Annotated in this window: 12 protein-coding genes and 1 riboswitch; of the genes, 10 read left to right on the top strand and 2 right to left on the bottom strand. The window is 73.0% G+C overall.

Annotation, left to right across the window (positions count from 1 at the left end):
• Nucleotides 1-190: 190 nt before the first annotated feature.
• The 4 genes from CHF16_RS26285 to CHF16_RS26270 all read left to right on the top strand — a co-directional run bounded on the left by CHF16_RS26285 (nucleotide 191) and on the right by CHF16_RS26270 (nucleotide 3,301).
• Nucleotides 191-703 (top strand): ATP-binding protein, encoded by a 513-nt coding sequence (locus CHF16_RS26285; RefSeq protein WP_179271703.1) that lies wholly within the window; start codon nucleotides 191-193, stop codon nucleotides 701-703.
• A 153-nt stretch (nucleotides 704-856) separates the two neighbouring features.
• Nucleotides 857-1,897 (top strand): hypothetical protein, encoded by a 1,041-nt coding sequence (locus tag CHF16_RS26280; RefSeq protein WP_089328816.1) that lies wholly within the window; start codon nucleotides 857-859, stop codon nucleotides 1,895-1,897.
• Nucleotides 1,898-1,936: 39 nt separating this feature from the next.
• The gene (locus CHF16_RS26275; RefSeq protein ID WP_089328815.1) at nucleotides 1,937-2,692 is read left to right on the top strand and encodes a class I SAM-dependent methyltransferase; all 756 of its coding nucleotides are present in this window, start codon (nucleotides 1,937-1,939) and stop codon (nucleotides 2,690-2,692) included.
• Nucleotides 2,693-2,701: 9 nt separating this feature from the next.
• Nucleotides 2,702-3,301 (top strand): methyltransferase domain-containing protein, encoded by a 600-nt coding sequence (locus tag CHF16_RS26270; RefSeq protein ID WP_089328814.1) that lies wholly within the window; start codon nucleotides 2,702-2,704, stop codon nucleotides 3,299-3,301.
• Between the two features lie 40 nt (nucleotides 3,302-3,341).
• On the opposite strand, the gene CHF16_RS26265 is transcribed toward CHF16_RS26270, so the two are convergent.
• Entirely contained in the window at nucleotides 3,342-4,160 is an 819-nt protein-coding gene (locus tag CHF16_RS26265) for an exodeoxyribonuclease III (protein ID WP_089328813.1), read from the bottom strand.
• 215 nt (nucleotides 4,161-4,375) lie between these two features.
• Between CHF16_RS26265 and CHF16_RS26260 the strand changes: the two genes are divergently transcribed.
• A complete protein-coding gene (locus CHF16_RS26260; RefSeq protein WP_089328812.1) occupies nucleotides 4,376-5,527 on the top strand; it encodes an FKBP-type peptidyl-prolyl cis-trans isomerase in 1,152 nt (383 codons plus the stop codon).
• Nucleotides 5,528-5,769: 242 nt separating this feature from the next.
• Nucleotides 5,770-8,469, top strand: coding sequence for a transglycosylase domain-containing protein (locus tag CHF16_RS26255; RefSeq protein WP_245869237.1), 2,700 nt, complete (start codon nucleotides 5,770-5,772; stop codon nucleotides 8,467-8,469).
• Nucleotides 8,470-8,473: 4 nt separating this feature from the next.
• On the opposite strand, the gene CHF16_RS26250 is transcribed toward CHF16_RS26255, so the two are convergent.
• Complete coding sequence (locus tag CHF16_RS26250) at nucleotides 8,474-8,845, bottom strand: hypothetical protein (protein WP_089328811.1); 372 nt, start codon at nucleotides 8,843-8,845, stop codon at nucleotides 8,474-8,476.
• A 52-nt stretch (nucleotides 8,846-8,897) separates the two neighbouring features.
• A riboswitch (SAM riboswitch) is annotated at nucleotides 8,898-9,014 on the top strand.
• 42 nt (nucleotides 9,015-9,056) lie between these two features.
• Between CHF16_RS26250 and CHF16_RS26245 the strand changes: the two genes are divergently transcribed.
• The 4 genes from CHF16_RS26245 (at nucleotide 9,057) to CHF16_RS26230 (ending at nucleotide 15,464) form a co-directional block, all read left to right on the top strand.
• Nucleotides 9,057-10,331 carry an aminotransferase class V-fold PLP-dependent enzyme gene (locus tag CHF16_RS26245; protein ID WP_089328810.1) on the top strand — a complete coding sequence of 425 codons (1,275 nt, stop codon included), beginning with the start codon at nucleotides 9,057-9,059 and terminating at the stop codon, nucleotides 10,329-10,331.
• Between the two features lie 101 nt (nucleotides 10,332-10,432).
• On the top strand, nucleotides 10,433-13,951 hold the full coding sequence (locus tag CHF16_RS26240) for an SseB family protein (protein WP_089328809.1): 3,519 nt from the start codon (nucleotides 10,433-10,435) through the stop codon (nucleotides 13,949-13,951).
• The gene (locus tag CHF16_RS26235; protein WP_089328808.1) at nucleotides 13,948-14,316 is read left to right on the top strand and encodes a hypothetical protein; all 369 of its coding nucleotides are present in this window, start codon (nucleotides 13,948-13,950) and stop codon (nucleotides 14,314-14,316) included. The genes CHF16_RS26240 and CHF16_RS26235 overlap by 4 nt, the downstream gene beginning before the upstream one ends.
• 128 nt (nucleotides 14,317-14,444) lie before the next feature.
• A complete protein-coding gene (locus CHF16_RS26230; RefSeq protein ID WP_143228123.1) occupies nucleotides 14,445-15,464 on the top strand; it encodes a hypothetical protein in 1,020 nt (339 codons plus the stop codon).
• Nucleotides 15,465-15,598 lie beyond the last annotated feature (134 nt).

The following is a 15,598-nucleotide window of genomic DNA, read 5'->3' as shown; positions in this document are numbered from 1 at the left end:
ACGTCTCCGCTGGGTGCGGCAAGGGGGTTGCGTGCGCGCAAGCGTGCGTGACTGGGGCGCGCGGCCTGCGTCAGGCTGGGCGCTGTACCACCCTCACGGTCCCACTCCCACTTCCACGTCCGACCTCGACTTGGTCTGAGAACTCATGTTCGCTTACAGCCCGACACGGAGACGTGAAGCTTACGCCGCCATGAACGCATCTGACGCGTGCTCGGGGGGCCTCCTGCCGGCCCCCGCGCCATCGCTGGAACTCGGGATCCCGTCCGCCTGGCACAACGGCAAGGCGTCGTCGGGGCGGCTCATCGGCGAGATCGACCTCGCGGCGACGCCGCCCGCCGTGCGGCTCGCGCGGTCCTACGTCCGCGAGCTCGTCGGGCAGCACTTCGGCGCCGACCGGTCCGAGCTCGGCGACCTCGAACTGCTGACCAGCGAGGCCGTGACCGGCTCGGTGCTGCACGGCCGGCCCCGGCGGGACGGGACGATCACCCTGTCGGTGCTGCACCTCGACCGGTACGTCCGGGTCGAGGTCACCGGCGGCGGGCCGGCGCCCGGGAGTGCGGAGGACGAGCACCTGCCGCTGCGCGGGCGCGGGCTCGCAGTGCTCAAGGCGCTCGCGACCGACTTCGGCGCCCACCGGGGCCGCAACGGGACGTACACGTTCTGGTTCGGGGTGGGCGTACGGGACGAGTGGCGGCTGCCGTGACCGCGCCGGCGCGGACCGTCCAGGCGGGCGGGGGCCTCCTGGGCGCCGACGGGTGACATGGCGCCCGCGCTGCTCGCCGCCGGAGGCCCGCCCCGGGAGGCAGGTGCTTCGCTAGGATCGAGGCGTCGACAACTGCCACCGCGAGGGCGAGCGATGACAGCGGACGGTGCGCCGAAGTCCCTCTCCGACATCACCCGCGACATGGGCCTGAACATGTCCGACGTGGCGGCCTTCTCCGGCCTGGACGAGAGCACGATCTTCCGGCTGTGGGACAACACCGGATGGCTGGACCGGATCAGCGGCCGGTCCCTGCAGAGCCTGATGTCGTCCGTCCCGGGAATCGCCGAGTACTCGATGGCGCACGCCGTCCGCAAGAGGCGGGACGGGCTCGTCGGCGAGCTGCACGGCGAAGGGCTCACGGTCGACGTCGACGCCCTGGAGCGGTCGCCTCTCGCGCAGCAGCACCTGCTGAACGCGCTGGAGGCCGCGCTGCACATCATGCGCGGGCAGGCGACGCAGAAGACGTCGTCCTTCATCGCCCGCTTCTGGGGTCAGGAGCAGGACCGCGCGCTCGAGGCCATCTACTCGCGGGACCGCGGCCTGCTGGTCGACCCGCAGAAACTGTTCGACGCGTCCGTGGACCTGGCCCCGCGCCTGAACCGCAAGACGTACTCGTTCCATTCGATCCTGGCGCTGAACATCCTCACGCACCAGGTCAGCAAGGTGACCGGGAAGCTGGAGGCCGACCTCGGCTTCGAGGTCCCCGGGCGCCAGGCCGCGTTCATGATGCGCGGCGTCGTCATGGGCTCCCTCATCGGCTCGAACGACTTCGAGCTCGCCGAGCGGTACCGGCGGGAGCTCGACGCGACGCCCGTGTACGCGGCACTGGAGGAATGGGCGTTCCCGACCTACACCAGAGACGGCCGGATCAGCAGCGACTTCACCTTGCCGAGCTCCCTGTCGCTGCGCAACACGGCCACCGAGGTGCTGCGCGAGATAGCGGTCTACAACGACGCCTACCTGTACTACCTGGCGTCCACGTACATCCCGCTGGCGTTGAAGCGCGACCCCGCGTTCGGCGGCAAGCTCGCCGAGCTCATCCAGGCGCTGGAACTGCGCGGGGCCGACTGCCGGGACAGAACGACCAGGAAGACCTGCAACACGCTGGTGCGGCGACTCAAGGGACTCGCCTGAACCGGACGTGACACGAACGCACGACGAAATGGGGAGCCGGTGGAGGACTCGGCGCAGGCCATCGCGAATCTGACGCGCGCGCGGTGGGAGGCCAACGCGCAGTACTGGGTAAAGGTCATCAGGGAGGGCCGCGACCGGTACCGGACGGAGCTGACCGACGCCGCCGTCCTCGACGCCGTCGGGCCGTGCGCGGGCCTGCGGATCCTGGACGCGGGGTGCGGCGAGGGCTACCTGTCGCGCACGCTCGCGTCGATGGGCGCCGAGGTGACCGGGGTGGACGCCGCGCAGGGCCTCATCGACGCGGCGGCGTCCCACCCGTCCCCCGGCGCGACGTTCACCCGGGCGGGCGTCGAGGACCTCCCCATGGCGGACGGCGAGTACGACCTCGTCGTGTGCAACCACCTGTTCAGCCACCTGCACGACCCGGCGCCCGCGATCGGGGAGTTCGCGCGGGTGCTGAAGAGCGGCGGGCGGCTGGTCCTGCTGACGCTGCATCCCTGCTTCTACGTGGAGAACTCCGAGCAGGGCGCGATGAACAGCGTCCCGGCGACGCAGTACTTCGCGTCCCGCGGCATCGACCAGCGCTTCCTGGTGGACGGCCTGGAGTCCCCTTCGCTCATCACGAGCTGGCTCCGGCCGCTGGAGTACTACGCTGGAACGCTCCGAGACGCCGGATTCGTCATCGCGGACCTGCGCGAACCGCACCCCACGCCGGAGCAGCTCCGGGACGACCCGTGGTGGCGCAAGGGCTTCCCCACGGCGATGTTCATGCTCCTGATCGCGGAGCGCCGCTAGAGTCGCCGCATGGACGACGTGCCCGCTGACCTCGCCGAACATCCCGACCGGCTCCGCTGGAACGGCAAGTACGGCGACGCCCCGGCCCTGTCGCCGCCCCATCCGCTGGCGGAGCGGGCGCTGGCGCTGCCGATGCCGGACGGGCCGGTGCTCGACCTGGCGTCGGGGCCGTCCGGCAGCGCGCTGCGGGCGGCCGGGGCCGGGCAGCGGGTCACGGCCGTCGACATCTCCGAGGTCGCGCTCGGCCGGCTCGGCGCGGAGGCCCGGCGGCGCGGCCTCGACGCGCTGATCACCCTCGTCCAGGCCGACCTCGGAACGTGGCGGCCGCCGCACGGCTACGCGCTCGTCCTGTGCACGGGCTTTTGGGACCGCGCCGTGTTCGGGCGCGCGGCCGGGGCCGTCCTACCCGGCGGGCTGCTCGGCTGGGAGGCGTTCACCGAGGACGCCCGCGTCGACCGGCCGGGCATGCCCGCCGAATGGTGCCTCGCGCCCGGCGAGCCCGCGGCGATGCTGCCGGACGGCTGCACCGTCCTCGACCAGGCCGACGACCCGGCCACCCGCAAGCGCCGCATCCTCGCCCGCTTCCCCGGCCGACCCCGCCCCGGCTGACCCCGCCCCGGCCGGGCCCGCTCGTCGGCCGGCCCACGCGTCAGTCCAGGTCGACCACGATCGGGGCGTGGTCGGACGGCCCCTTCCCCTTGCGGGCCTCGCGGTCGACATAGGCGGACTTGACCCGCCCCGCGAAGGCGTCGTTCCCGTAGACGAGGTCGATGCGCATACCGAGGTTCTTGTGGAAGGCGCCGGCCCGGTAGTCCCAGTAGGTATAAGGGTGCGGGCCCTTCATCGGGGTGGGTACCACGTCGTGCAGGCCCAGCTCGCGGAGTTCGGCCAGCGCCTGCCGTTCGGCGGGCGTGACATGGGTGGAGCCGACGAAGACGGACGGGTCCCAGACGTCGTCGTCGGTGGGGGCCACGTTGTAGTCGCCGGTCGCCATCAGCGGCGTACCCGCCGACAGTTCGTCGGCCAGCGCGTCACGCAGGGCCGCGAACCATTCGAGTTTGTAGCGGTAGTGGGCCGACTCCGGAGTGCGCCCGTTCGGCGCGTACAGCGACCAGACCCTTATACCGCCGCATGTCGCGCCGATCGCGCGGGCCTCCGGCGCGAGGAGGACGGGCTCCGCCAGCTTCACCTGGGGGTCCGGCTCGCCCTCGTAGACGGGCTCGCCGGGAAATCCGTTGGAGATGTCCTCGATGCCCACCCGGGAAAGGACCGCGACGCCGTTCCACCGGCCGTCGCCGTGCGCGGCGGTGGCATAGCCGAGTTCCGCGACGTCCCCGGACGGGAACTGGTCGGCGCGGCACTTGGTCTCCTGCAGGCAGACGACGTCCGGTTCCGTCTCTTCCAGCCAGGCCAGAAGGCGCGGCAGCCGGGCCTTCACCGAGTTGACGTTCCACGTCGCGAGGCGCATTCCACCAGCCTGCCATCCGGAGGACGTGAGTCATCGCCCCGGCGGGGATATCCTGGCGGCTTCTCCAGTCCCCTGCCGGACGGCACCATGATCCACGCGTGACCCGGTAGATTGCGGGTCGGCCTCCTTTGCACGGTTTTCACGCTGCGCTTAGCCCGGCCCTGGAAGGGTGGTCACGTTCGTGATGTCGTCGAACCCGGAGCAAGTGAGGAACCATGTCCGAGGATGACAAGCCCCGGGGCAAGCCGGCGGTCAAGGCGAAGGCGAAGATCCCGAACGCCCAGAGCATCCGCAGCCCCGAGTTCACCCCGCACGGCATCAGCGCCGGGCGGGGCAGCGGGCTGAACCGGCCGTCCGCCCCGTCCGCGCTGACCGCCAAGCAGGCGCGCAAGCGGCGGATCATGATGATCGCGGGGATCGTGGTGGCCGCGCTGGCGATCACCGGCGGCGTGTACTGGTGGGTCAACCGCCCCGACCCGGTGATCGAGGTGACCGGCAAGTTCGCCGCCGAGCCCAAGGTCGAGATCCCCACCAAGCTCGCGCCCGTCTCCAGCGTGAAGATCACCAACCCGATCAAGGGCAGCGGCCGCGCGGTCGCCGACGGCGACACCGTCTACGTCCAGTTCGCCACCTACAAGTGGTCCAAGGACAAGGACGAGGAGAACTCGCGCGTCAAGAGCACCAGCGAGAAGGTCAGCTCCACCTACGAGCAGCAGGCCCAGCAGCCGAGCGGCCCGCGGCCCCTCGTCATCGGCAAGAGCGGCCTGAAGGAGATCGACAAGAACCTGGTCGGCCAGACGGTCGGCAGCCGGGTCGTGCTCCAGCTCCCGCCGTCCAAGGACCTCAGCCAGCTGAGCCCGCAGCAGATCACCGACAAGGACGCGGTGGTGTTCGTCATGGACATCCAGGCCGCCGTCCCGAAGGACCCGAAGCCGGAGGGCACCGCCAAGAAGCTGGACGACAAGAACCTGCCGAAGGTCGCCGACCAGGGCGCCAAGGAGCCCAAGATCACGATCCCGGACGCCGACGCGCCGGGCAAGCTCCAGGTCAAGACGCTCGTCGAGGGCACCGGCCCGGCGCTCGCCAAGGGCGACGACGCGGTCGTGAACTACGTCGGCAAGATCTGGAAGAGCGGCGACAAGTTCGACTCCAGCTGGGACAACAAGCAGCCCGCCAACTTCCCGATCGGCACCGGGGCGACCATCCCCGGCTTCGACAAGGGCCTCACCGGCGCGAAGGTCGGCAGCCGCGTGCTGCTCGTCCTGCCGCCGGCGGAGGGCTACGGCAAGCAGGGCAGCCCGCCCAAGATCAAGGGCGATGACACCCTGGTGTTCGTCGTGGACATCCTCGCCAAGATCCAGAAGTAGCGCCCGCGCGGGCGGTGTGACGGCGGCGGGGCGCCCGGTACGGGCCCCCGCCGCTCCGCGTTGCGGGGAACTCGCGAGACGTCGCGGGAGGTCGCGGGAAAAAGCGCATTGCGACGCCCGTCACGACAACCTGCGGCGCGGATTGCCCGTCCTCCTATCGGGAGGCCCCGGGTCGCGCATTGCACGTCCGGCGCACGGATCCCCTCAGGTATCGTCGGTAACGCATTAATCACGGGGGGCTTGTGAGCGACAGCGAAAAGGCCCCGGAGGGCGTCGCGCCCGCCGGGGCCGCCGAGGTGGACCGGCAGGGCACCGAGGCCGGGACACCGGCCGACCAGGACGGTCCGGCGGCGGCGACGCTGACCGCGCAGGCCGGGGAATCCGCCGAGGACGCCGAATTGTCCGGTGCGGACGGCATATCTCAGAACGGCGATAAGGCCCTCGAATCGGATGACTCGGGCGACGACGCGGCCGAATCCGCGGCTGCGGAGCGCGCCCCCGAAGACCCCCCGGAAGACGCCCCCGAAGACGCCCCCGAAGGCGACCCGGAAGGCGCCTCCGAAGGCGGCTCCGAAGACGCGCGGGAAGGCGGCCCGGGAGAGGGCGGTGAGACGGCCGGGGACGAATCGGACGACCTAACCGGCGAACCGGACGATCCCGCGACCGAATCGGCGTCCGCCGGTGTCGGGGCGCCGGCCGGCGGTGATACCGAGAGCATGCCCGCCGCCTCGTCCAAGCCCGCAGGTCCGCCGCCGCCCGGAAGCGGCGGCGGTGGAGGACGCGGGGGCCGCGGCGGCAGGGGCCCGCGCAGCCGCAAGGCCCGCATCATGCGCCGGACGCTGTTCCTGCTGCTCGGGTTGATCGGGTTCTGCGTCGCCGCGTTCGGCGTCGCCTACCTGCTCACCCCGGTCCCGTCCCCGCAGGAGAAGGCGATCGCGCAGGGGCCGACGTTCTACTACGCCGACGGCAAGACCGTGATCGCGAAGACCGGCGTCAACCGGGACGCGGTCAAGCTCGCCCAGATCCCGGAGAGCACCCGCAACGCGGTCATCGCCGCCGAGAACGGCAGCTTCTACGACGACCCCGGGATCTCGGTACAGGGCACGACGCGGGCGTTCTGGTCGACCGTGACGGGGCAGCAACTGCAGGGCGGGTCCACGATCACGCAGCAGATGGTCCGCAACTACTACGGCGGCATCGGCAAGGAGCGCTCGGTCACCCGCAAGCTCAAAGAGATCATGGTCGCGCTGAAGGTCGACCGGGAGAAGCCCAAGGACTGGATCCTGGAGCAGTACCTCAACACGATCTACTTCGGGCGCAACGCCTACGGGGTGCAGGCCGCCGCGCACGCCTACTACGGCAAGGACGTCTCCGCGCTGACGCCCGCCGAGGGCGCCTACCTCGCCGCGGCGATCCAGCAGCCGAGCAACTTCGCCGACCCGGCCGGCGCCCAGCGCACCGCCGCCGAGCAGCGCTGGCGCTCCGTCCTCGGCAACATGGTGCGGGACGGGTACCTCACCTCCGCGGACGCGGCCGCGATGAAGTTCCCGGCCCCGGTCAAGCAGAAGATCACCGACGTCCTCAAGGGCCAGCGCGGCTACATGGTCAACGTGGCCAAGAAGGAGCTCACCGAGCGCCGCGGCTACAGCGAGGACGAGATCAACCGCAGCGGGCTGAAGATCACCACGACGTTCGACAAGCGGCTGATGGACGCGATGAAGCGGGCCGTCAACCAGAACGCGCCCGACGGGATGAGCAAGAAGATCCGCACCGGGGCGGTGTCGGTCGACCCGGCCACCGGGCAGGTGCTCGCGTTCTACGGCGGCCGCGGCTACCTGGAGGAGGCGCTGAGCAGCGCCTTCGGCGACTGGGCGCAGGCCGGGTCCGGGTTCAAGCCGATCGCGCTGGCCGCCGCGCTGGAGGACGGCCGGTCGCTCACCTCCACCTACGACGGCAGCTCCCCGCAGACGTTCGCGGGGTCGTCCATCCACAACGACAGCAACCAGAGCTTCGGGACGGTGAACCTCGTCACCGCCACCCAGAACTCGATCAACACCGCGTACGTGAACCTCGGCCAGGACATCGGCACCGAGAAGATCGCGGAGATGGCCGAGAAGATGGGCATCCCGGCGAGCCAGATGACCAAGGAGCAGCGGAACGCGGCGACGTTCCCGCTCGGGATCGTGTCGCTGCACCCCGTCCAGCAGGCGGGGGTGTTCTCGACCTTCGCGTCCGAGGGCGTGTACCGGGCGCCGTTCGTGGTGAAGTCCGTCACCGACAACGAGGACCACAAGCGCACGTTCACCGAGAAGGGCAAGCGGGCGCTCAGCGCGCAGAACGCGCGGGACGCGACGTACGCGATGCAGAAGGTCGTCGAGGGCGGCACCGGGACGGGCGCCCAGCTCCCCGACGGGCGCGACGTCGCGGGCAAGACCGGCACGACCGACAAGGGCAAGGCGATCTGGTTCAACGGGTTCATCCCGCAGATGGCGACGTCGGTCGCGATGTTCCGCAGCGATGGCAAGCCGCTGAACATCCCCGGCTACGGGGCGTACGGCGGGCAACTGCCCGCGCAGATCTGGCGCACGTACATGACCGACGCCGTCGACATCAAGGACTACGAGCCCGAGTCGTTCGGGTCGCCGTCAATGCGGCCCGGCACCGGCGGCGGCCTGCCGTCGCGGCCGACCGGACCGGGCGAGGGGCGGCCGCCCCGCACCTCCGGTCCGTCCGACTCGAGGCCGCCGACGGAAGAGCCCGAGCGCCCGACGCCGCCGACCGGTCTGCCGACCATCATCCAGCCCCCGGACGGCGGGGGCGGCGGAGACGGCGGCGGTCCCGGCGACGGCGACGGAGGTGACGGAGGCGGCGACGGCGGCGGCGGGAACGACGGAGGCGGCGGCGGTCCCGGCGACGGCGGCGGAGGCGGCGGGCGCGGCTGAGCCGTCAGTCGCAGGCTTTGCCGATCCTGGCGGGCGTCTCCCGCATCACGGCGTCGAGCCGGGAGACGTCGCCGGTGCCGACGGCGGGGGCCGCGGCGCGCAACTCGCCCGCCTCCGCCTTCAGCGCCTTGCGCAGCGCGTCGTCGTCGGCCTGCTTCGCCAGGCCGTCCACGCGTCCGGCGAGCTGCTCGGTCGCCTGCCGCCAGCGCGCGGGCTCGGCGGCCGGAACGCTCCGCACCTGGGTGATGTACTGCTGGAACGCCTTCTTCGTCTCGGCGCACACCTGGTCGGAGTTGCCGCCCAGCATCCCGCACCCGCCCAGGGTGCCGAGCACCATCACGCCCCCGGCCAGCGCCCGCGCCACCCCGTACCGCATCGCATCCCCTCCCGCTTGATCCCCGAACGGACCCGCATATAATTCCGCATTAGGTCATGAGCGCCAGCGTCAAGCCCCGGCTTGCTGGCCGGCAACCCTTCGTCCGCGATGGGGTGCCCCGGGTGAGGACCTGGCCGGACGCACTACCGCGTTCCGGCAAGCGCGGATCCCGACCTTTGTACCGGGGTCCCTGACTCCGGAAGGTCCCGGCATGCCCACGCTGCTCTCCCGCTCCCCCATCACGCACGCCCCCATCACGCACGATGAGACGCCCGCGGAAGGTGTCCGGGTTCGCCGGATCCCGCGCGTGATCGGGGCGGACGTCCCGGTGCCGCTGCGCGACGGCCGGCGCGTCCCCTACGCCAACCTCGACTACGCCGCCAGCGCGCCCTGCCTGGAGGCGGTGCAGGACGCGGTCACCCGCGCGCTGCCGTACTACAGCAGCGTGCACCGCGGCGCGGGCTACGCGTCCCAGGTCACGACGGGCGCGTACGAGGAGGCGCGCGAGACCGTCCGCTCGTTCCTCGGCGCGTGGCGCCGCTCCGCCGTCGTGTTCACCCGCAACACCACCGACTCCATGAACCTGCTGGCGCACGCCGTCCCCACCGGGACGAGCGTCGTGGTCTTCGAGTCCGAGCACCACGCCTCGCTACTGCCGTGGCGGCGCGCCGTGCGGCTCCCCGCGCCCGCGACCCCGGCCGAGGCCATCACCGCCGCCGACCGCGCGCTGCGGTCGTGCCCGGTCGGGCCGCGGCTGCTCGTCGTCACCGCCGCGTCCAACGTCACCGGCGAGCTGTGGCCGGTCGAGGAGCTGGCGCGGGTCGCGCACCGCAACGGCGCCCGCATCGCGGTGGACGCGGCGCAGCTCGTCCCGCACCGGCCGCTCGACATGACCGCGCTCGGCCTGGACTACGCCGCGTTCTCCGGCCACAAGCTGTACGCGCCGTTCGGCGCCGGCGTGCTCGCCGGGCGCGCCGACTGGCTGCGCGCCGCCGACCCCTACCTGAAGGGCGGCGGCGCGAGCGCGTCGGTCGGCGCGACGACCCGGTGGGCGCCGTCGGCCGAGCAGCGGCACGAGGCGGGGTCGCCGAACGTCCTCGGCGCGATCGCGCTGGCCGCCGCGTGCGAGGCGCTCACCGCGTCCTTCCCCGACCTCGCCGCGCGGGAGGAGGCCCTCGTCGGACGGCTCCGGGCGGGGCTCGCGGCGATCCCGTCCGTCCGGGAGCTGAGCCTGTGGGGCGGCCGGGCGCCGCGCGTCGGGATCGTGTCGTTCACCGTGGACGGCTGGAACGCGCGCGACGTGGCGCTTACGCTGTCGGAGGAGCACGGCATCGGCGTCCGGGACGGGAAGTTCTGCGCCCACCCCTTCGTCCGGCACCTCGCCGGCGGGGACGCCGCGGCCGTGCGCGCCAGTATCGGCATCGGGACGAGCGAGGAGCACATCGACCGGCTCCTCGGCGCCCTCGCCGCGCTGGCGGTGCGCTGACCTGCACGGACCCGCGGACGGTCAGGCGAATATGCTCTTACGTCCTGTTCGCCCATGTAGCGTAGGCAGTCGCGCGGGGACGAGCACGGAGGAAACAGGGGGTGGCGACCGTGGCCGACGCGTGGCGACCCACGTCGGAGCTTGAACACCGGCTTCAGGAGACCGTCCGGGCCGGAGACCAGGAGGGCTACTTCCGCCTCCTCGCGGACAGCGAGCTCGTCGTCCCCGTCCCGCCCGAGCTGGTGGACGGCGTCCTCGCCAACGAGACGCAGCCCTCGTGGCCGACCCAGGAGGAGGACGGCCGCGTCCACGTGCTGGCCTACACCTCGGCGTCGGCGATGCGCGCCTGCCTCGGGCCGTCCTACCGGCACTTCATGACGGTCCGGTTCGGCGACATCGCCGAGACCTGGCCGGACGCGCGCTGGTGGCTCGCCATCGACGCGCCCGCCCACGGCGTCGGCACCGCGCTGCCGATCGAGGCGCGGATGCCGGCCTGGTTCGTGCGCCAGGTCGCCGAGGGCGACGGGCGCCCGCCGCGGGTCGGCCGCGCGCCCGCCGCCTGGGAGGAGCTGCGCGACCAGCACCGCGAGCTGCCCCGGCAGTCCCCGCGGCCCGAGTTCCAGCCCGCGAACGACGTCGAGCGCGAGCTGCTGCGCGCCGCCGCGAACAACGACCACGACCTGTTCCTGCAGACCCTCGCGGCCACCGACGTCCTGCTGCCCGTCCCGCCCGACCTCGACTTCGCGCTGCGCCCGGGGCGGCCCGGCTTCCCCTGGCAGACCCGCGAGGTGGACGGCTCCACGGTGGTGCCCGTGTTCACCTCGCCCGAGCGCCTCACGGAGGCGTCGCCGCCGGGCACCGAGTACATCACGCTGCCGTTCACCGTCGTGCTGCGCTACTGGCCGAACCACGACTGGCTCCTCGCCATCAACTCCGGCTCCCCCGCCGGCGGCACCGTCCTCGCGCAGCAGCTCCCCGGCCTCGCCACCTGGGCCGACCAGCGCGCCGCGCAGCGCATGACCGACCGCTTCGAGCCGCAGAACGACATCGAGCAGCGCCTGTTCGACACCGCCCGGCGCCGCGACACCGAGTCCTTCTACAAGATCCTGCTGGGCGCGCAGGTGCTGGTGCCGGCCGACGCGGACACCCCGTGGGGCATCGTCCCCGGCGACCCCGAGTTCCCGTGGCGGCCGATCCCCGTCCACGGCCGGACGTCCATCCAGGTGTTCACGTCGCTGAAGTGGATGAACGAGGCCATCGGGTCGTCCCGCTTCATCATGCCGAGCCTGCACGAGATGGTCGCCGCCTGGCCCGACACCGAGTGGACGCTCGTCCTCAACCCGGGGACGCCCATCGACGCGTCGATGCCGGGTGAGCAGCTCCGCACCCTGCGCCTCCCGGCGTCCCCGCCCTCGGCCCCGTCGGCGGCCCCGCCCTCGTCCCCGCCGTCCTCTCCGCCGTCCTCTCCGCCATCGGCTTCGACGCCCCCGCCGCCGGACGCCCCGGCGGTGCCGGTAGCGCCCGCCGTCCCGCCGGACGCGGCCGCCGACCGCGGCCGCCACGCCGGCCCCGCGCACGAGGACGCCCCCGCCCCCGAACCGGTCACCCCTCCGGAGCCGGTCGCCCCTCCGGAACCGGTCGCCCCTCCGGAGCCGGTCGCAGCCTCCGAGCCCGTCTCAGCGCCCGAACCGGCCTCCGCTCCGGAACCGGTCCCGGCCCCCGAACCGGCGCGCGCTCCCGAACCGGCCCGAGCCGCGGACGCCGGTCACCACGCGGGCTCCCCGCCCCAGGCGGTTCCCGGTGGCCCGACGCCCGCACCCGCCCCCGCGCCAGCCCCTGAGCAGGCGGGCGCGCCCGGCACGGACCTTCCCCGCCGGAGGCCCAGGCGGTCCGAGAGCCCTCTGAGCCTGCCCGGCGGCACCGCGCCGTCGCAGCCTCTGGCCGGCCAGGCCGATGCGCCCGTCCCGCCCGGCGGAGAGGGCGGCGGCCTCGCGTCCCCGCCTCCCGGCTCGCCCGCCCCGCCTCCCGCCGAAGCCGCGCGGCCGGCGCCCGCGCCGCACGACGTTCCGGGCCGTCCGGCCGACGCGCCCGGCCTGCCCTTCGCCGACACCGGCGGTCACGTCGCCCCGCCGCCGGAGGCTCCTCCGGCCGGTCCGGCCGACGCGCCCGGCCTGCCCTTCGCCGGGGGCCCCGGCACGACCGACCACGACGTTCCTCCTCCGCCGCCGGAGCAGCCGCCGGCCGTCCCGCCCGCGCCTCCCGCCGCGGACGCGCCCGGCATGGCGGTGCCGCCCGCAGCCGCTCCGAGCGGGTTCGGAGAGCCCGCCCCGAGCGAGGCGGGCGCCCACCGCGCGGTCGCCGGTGCGGCACTCGGCGGCGTTCCGGCACCGGCCGAGCCGTCCACCGGACGCGACGCGGGCGCCGAATCCCCGTACGGCGACTTCGGCTCGCACGACGCGCCCGGCGCGCGACCCGCCGAGCCCGTGCCGCCTGTTGAGCCCGTACCACCCGCCGAGCCCGTACCGCCCGCTGTGCCCCATGCGGGCGAGGCGGCCCCGCCGGCGGCGCGCGGCCTGCGTGCCGTCGCCGAACCCGAGCCGCCCTTCGAGCCCGGCAACCGCATCGACCAGGAGCTCTACGAGGCCGCGTCCAGCGGCGACTCGGACGCCTTCCTGCGGGTGCTGCTGAACGCCAACGTTCTCGTCCCCATCCCGGACGATGCGCCGCTGGAGGTGACGCCCGTCCAGCGCGAGTTCCGGTGGGACGCGGCGCTGCGCGACGCGTCGTCCGTGCGGGTGTTCACGTCGCTGGTGCGGCTGCGCGAGGTGCTGCCGGAGTCCCGGTTCGTGTACGCCGACTTCCGCGAGCTGATCGGCGCGTGGCCCCGCGAGGACTGGGCGATGCTGCTCAACCCGGGGACGCGCATCGGGGCGTCGCTGCAAGGCGACCAGGTGCGGTCGCTCAGCGAGTGGGCGCTGCGGGTCGGGCTCGTCACGGCGCGGCCCGAGGTTCCGCTGCCGCCGCCGCGCCCGGAACCCGAACCCGAACCCCGACCGGAGCCGGCGCGGACACCGTCCGACCTGGACGACCGCGTCTCGTCCCCCACCATCATGCAGAAGGTCGTCCCGCACGGGCTCGTGTCCTGGTACCTCGACCAGGGCTACGACCGGGTCGGCGGGTACGTGCACTCGGTCGGCGACGTCGCCGAGCTCCAGACGCCCGGCCAGCTGTACGAGACGCTGGGGCTGCTGTACGACGGGTCGCCGTTCTCCCCCGCCGACGAGGGCGTGTACGTCATCCGGTGGCCCGCCTACTGCCCCAACCTGTACCGGGTCCCCTTCGGCGGGCGCGACGAGGCGGAGGTGTCCGCGTGGGGCGAGTCCGGCTGGGTCATCGAGCGGCCGCCGTTCGTCGGCAACGGCTTCGCCCCGGGCAGCGCCGGATCCATCCGCGAGTACAAGGTGGACAGCGCCCGGCTCCCGTACGGCGCGGAGATGTACTACCTCGGCCGCGACCGGACCGAGCGGTTCGTGGCGATGTACGACCCCGACCGGCTCGCCTGGCTGCGACCGGAGGGCGGCCCCGAGAACGGCGACGGACGGACGGAGGCGGCGCAGTGATCCGGGACGGGTACGTCGCGCGCTGGCTCGGCCGCGACTTCGAGGCCGCGCCGGGCGCCGACGGGGAGGTCAGGCTGTACGCGCCCGGCCCGACCGACGGCTTCGAGGAGCTGCGGCCCGGCCGGTTCCGCCGGATCGTCCCCGCGTCCGAGATCGAGGACCTGCGGTACGTCCGGACGACCTGCCGCTGGCGCGGCGAGCGGTTCGCCATCGTCGGCGAGCACGAGAGCTGGCTGCGCGTCGAGTACACCGGGGGGCGCGCGCCCGTCGCCGAGAGCCTGGGCCTCGACCGCATCGACCAGGGCGTCTGGCAGGCGTGGGCGCCCGGCACCGAGGTCGAGGACGTCCGAGAAGAGATGATCTGACCCCCGACGGGGTTGATTTGGCCCGCCGATGCGTGTTCGCTTGACTGTCGAGGCGACCCCTCGGGCTGTGCGAACCGGACACGGCGGACATTGGCGTTCAACGGCGACGCGACGGAGGTGCTGCGGCAGTGCTCTGCCGATCGGCGATCAAACCGGTGTTCATCGGTCTCGGCGCGGCGGCCGTCCTCGCCGCCGGCGGCGCGTCCGCCATCGCCGCCGAAGCCGCGTCCCCCGAACTCACCATCACCGTCGACGCCCAGAAGCAGTCGGAGCCGGGCAAGCCGATCTCCGTTACCGCGACGGTCGCCACCAGCGAGGACACCGCCTCCGCGGTGCACATCAGCGAGGTCAAGCTGACCTCGGGTACCACCGGTGTGGACCCGAAGGTCATCCAGGGGTGCGACTTCGAGAAGACGCTGTGCGACTTCGGCGAGGTGAACACGACGAACGAGACGGCCACCTCCGTGGTGGACGTCAGCGGTAAGTTCGATGCCCCTGTCACCGTGACCGTCACGATGACGGTCACGGGTAACTTCGGGGAGGAACCGTCGGAGGCGACCAGCGAGCCCGTCGCGCTGACCTTCAACCCCGTCAAGGCCGATCCGCCGACCGAGACGCCCACGGACCCGCCGACGACCACCCCGCCGCCGACCTCCAAGCCTACGAAGAAGCCCACGAAGAAGCCGACGTCGCGGACGCCGTCCAAGCCGTCGCCCACGCCGACGAAGTCGGCGGCGGCGAGCGGGAGCGGCGGGGGCGGGTCGTCCTCTTCCGGGAGCGGGTCGTCGTCGAGCGGGTCGGGCGGAGGGTACGTGCCGCCGTCGCCGAACTCGTCGTTCGACCCGAGGAACCCGCAGGTGGCGCTGCCGCCCATCCAGGCGCCCAACCCCTCGGTCGCGCCGAGCCCGGTGCCCGGGTCGGGGACGCCGCAGAGCCGGCTGCAGGGCAACAAGGCGCCCGTCGCGCAGGACGTCACGTTCGAGCGGATGGCGAGCACGCAGATCGCCTGGCTGGCCGCGCTGCTGGTCGCGTTCTCGCTGCTGCTGACGCAGCTGCGGCTCGGACGCCGGCGGGTGCCCGCCGGGGCCGCCGCCAAGCGCCCGAAGGGAACGCACCGGCGCCCGCGCCGCGGCATGTTCGGCAAGTGATCGGCAGGTCGCAGGGCCTTTCCGCCGCCGATCTCATCGATCATCTAGCGATGCCGGTAACGCGCGCCCCGATGCGGCCGGTCGGCCATTCGGCGTCACGGGCGACGCTCATAACGGAATGGCCGAATTACCAG

This window comes from Actinomadura meyerae (assembly GCF_900188445.1).
In the GTDB taxonomy this organism is placed as follows: domain Bacteria; phylum Actinomycetota; class Actinomycetes; order Streptosporangiales; family Streptosporangiaceae; genus Spirillospora; species Spirillospora meyerae.
Note: the sequence above shows the minus strand (reverse complement) of the source record. Positions and strands in the feature narration are given on the sequence as shown.